Below are 2,830 nucleotides of genomic sequence, written 5' to 3'. Positions count from 1 at the left end.
CATTGATCTGCTCCATCTCAAAGAGCTCCTCGTAGTCCACATCGGCCTCTGCAAGTAGCACATTCATGTGGCCTGGCATACGACCAGCTACTGGGTGGATAGCATAGCGTACCTTAGCACCATTCTCCTCAAAGGCTTGTCCAAGTTGCTTAACCTGATGCTGAGCTTGAGCCAATGCCATCCCGTACCCTGGCACGATGATAACGCTCTTGGCGGCCTTCATCTCCTCACTTAGAGTGCTCTCTTTTGAAGCTTGAGGCTCTGCCTTAGGTGCTAGAGGTGGAGTAGAACTTTTTTTTGCTTGAGTTGGTGCAGATGTTTTGCCTAATAGAATATCAAGTAAGCTCCTATTCATCGCTTTGCACATCACTTGCGTGAGAAGCAATCCAGAAGCCCCCACTATACCACCTATCGCTACCAGCATTACATTGCCAATTGCCATACCTGCTATACCACCAGCTACACCGCTCAGAGAGTTGAGAAGTGAAATGGTTATAGGCATATCAGCACCACCTACTCGAATAGTGAAAATCCATCCAAAGAGGCCTGAAACCACCACAGTAAGGAGTGCAATCCAAATGAAGTTATCGGTGTTAAGGAACCATCCACCCCATATAAGCATAACTAAGGATAGCACAAGTAATCCTAACATTATCAAACTATGAAAGGGTAATATGACAGGTTGTTGCTTTAACACTCGATGCAACTTTCCAGCTGCTACGAGGCTCCCAGTAAGTGTTACCATACCGATAACAATGGCAAGTACAGCAGTAAAAGCCTCAAAATGGAAGGTGGGTTGCTGAAAAAAACCAACAATACTAGCTGATACAGAAGTAACACCAAGTGTTACGATACCGACGAGTGCTGATGCAGCACCACCTAGACCATTAAGTAGCCCCACAGTTTGTGGCATCTGAATCATAGTCACTTTACGTGCTAGCACAAGTCCGATAGCACCACCCAATAGCAAGAATAGACATGCAACCAAGATGGCTGTAAGACTACCACCAGAAAAAGCAACTAATATCGCAAGTATCATCGCAATGATACTCAATCGGTTGCCTTGTACTGCAGTGGGAACTCGACTCATCATCCATAGTCCCACAACGACGAGAATAGGAATAAGATAGCTTAGAAACACACTCATGACTTACCTCCTTTCTCTTTGCCTTTTTTAGACTTGAACATCCGGAGCATACGCTCTGTAACCCCAAAACCACCTACAATATTGATCATGGCCAAGAGAATGGCAATGCCAGAGATAATTATTGCTGTATTGATGATTCCAGCACCTCCAAACCACCTAGTCAGCTCTGTGAAGCCAACAAACTGAAGTAGGCTGATTATGGCACCAACTACTGTAATTCCAGAGAGAGCATTCATTCCCGACATAAGTGGGGTGTGGAGCAAACTTGGTATTTTCTTAATCACAAAGTACCCAACAACAGAGGATACTATGAATACCAGTACTAATAATATTGGACTCATATACAATTGGTAAAAAGTCAAAGGAGGTATACTGGCGGACATTAGATCCGAAGTATACCTCCTTTAGCGTGCATTAATTACTTATTCATTGCCTCAAGTGTGCCTTGATGTACGATCTCATGGTCACGAGTTACGAGGATCTTCTGACAAATCTCATCACTCATATCAAGAGCAATCTTGCCATCCTTGGTAAGGTACTTCACGAGGTTGTAAACATTTTGGGCAAACATCCATGTGGAGCTATTAGGCAGTAGACCAGGAATGTTTTTGATACCGATAAGAGTTACATTGTGCTTCCTCTCTGTCTCTCCTGGAGGGGTGATTTCACAGTTTCCACCTTGGTCAATAGAGATATCCACGATCACAGAGCCAGGCTTCATCTGCTTAACCATCTCTTCTGTGATAAGCGTTGGGGCAATCTTACCAGGAACAAGTGCAGAGCAGAACACGATGTCCATCTCCTTGATAGTAGGGAATAGCATCTCACGCTCCTTAGCTAGTACATCCGCTGGTAAACTATTGGCATATCCTCCTTCGGCAATTGCCAATTCAGCAGGTACGCCCGTTTCAATTGGCTTAGCTCCCAAACTAGTGGCTTGCTCCAGAGCCATAGGACGAATATCTGCAGCGTAGGTGATAGCACCAAGACGTCGTGCAGTGGCTAGTGCCTGAAGACCGGCAACTCCCACTCCTATAACCATTGCCTTAGCAGGTTTGATTTGACCTACAGCAGTAAACATCTGAGGCATAAAGTAGGCCAATTCATTAGCGGCTAATAAGATGCCCTTATACCCTGCACAGGTACTCATAGAGGTGAGCGCATCTAAGTTTTGAGCTCTAGATATGCGTGGAATGCCATCAAGCGTCAAAGCAATAACGCCCTGCTTAGCCAGCTTGCGTACCATGTCGTGATTTACAGGTGATGCAGGGTGTATGAAGGTAATCAACACCTGGCCTTCATGCATCATATCTACTTCATGCTTTCCAAGTCTCTCATTGAATAGAGGCTCTTTGACTTTAAGAATAACATCTGCCTTTTGGTAAAGCTCTTCAGTATCAGTCAAAAGCTGAGCACCAGCAGTTACATAGTCATTGTCGTGGTGAAATGAAGGCTCACCAGCACCAGCCTCTACATAGACTGTAGCACCATCGGCTACAAACTTCTCTACAGTTTCAGGAGTTGCAGATACTCGGCTCTCACCGTGCATTATCTCCTTTGGAATGCAAATAATCATAGTGGTCTTTTAATAGGTTTTGCTCATCGGAGAAGTATCAAAAGAGACCCGCTCCTAAGAGTTAGTTATTACTACAATGCTTTTCTCCACAAATGTAGGGAAAAGCT

The 2,830-nt window shown here is 44.6% G+C and carries 3 protein-coding genes; all 3 read right to left on the bottom strand.

Annotated elements, in window-relative coordinates:
* Positions 1 to 1,090, bottom strand: a 1,090-nt coding sequence (locus tag QVO39_RS07670; protein WP_288171924.1) for an NAD(P)(+) transhydrogenase (Re/Si-specific) subunit beta, incomplete at its 3' end; no start/stop codon positions are given.
* A 53-nt stretch (positions 1,091 to 1,143) separates the two neighbouring features.
* On the bottom strand, positions 1,144 to 1,488 hold the full coding sequence (locus QVO39_RS07665; RefSeq protein WP_026161704.1) for an NAD(P) transhydrogenase subunit alpha part 2: 345 nt from the start codon (positions 1,486 to 1,488) through the stop codon (positions 1,144 to 1,146).
* Between the two features lie 77 nt (positions 1,489 to 1,565).
* Positions 1,566 to 2,723 (bottom strand): NAD(P) transhydrogenase subunit alpha, encoded by a 1,158-nt coding sequence (locus QVO39_RS07660; protein WP_018028183.1) that lies wholly within the window; start codon positions 2,721 to 2,723, stop codon positions 1,566 to 1,568.
* Positions 2,724 to 2,830 lie beyond the last annotated feature (107 nt).

It is taken from the genome of Porphyromonas sp. CAG:1061 (assembly GCF_000435035.1).
Lineage (GTDB): Bacteria > Bacteroidota > Bacteroidia > Bacteroidales > Porphyromonadaceae > Porphyromonas_A > Porphyromonas_A somerae.
Note: the sequence above shows the minus strand (reverse complement) of the source record. Positions and strands in the feature narration are given on the sequence as shown.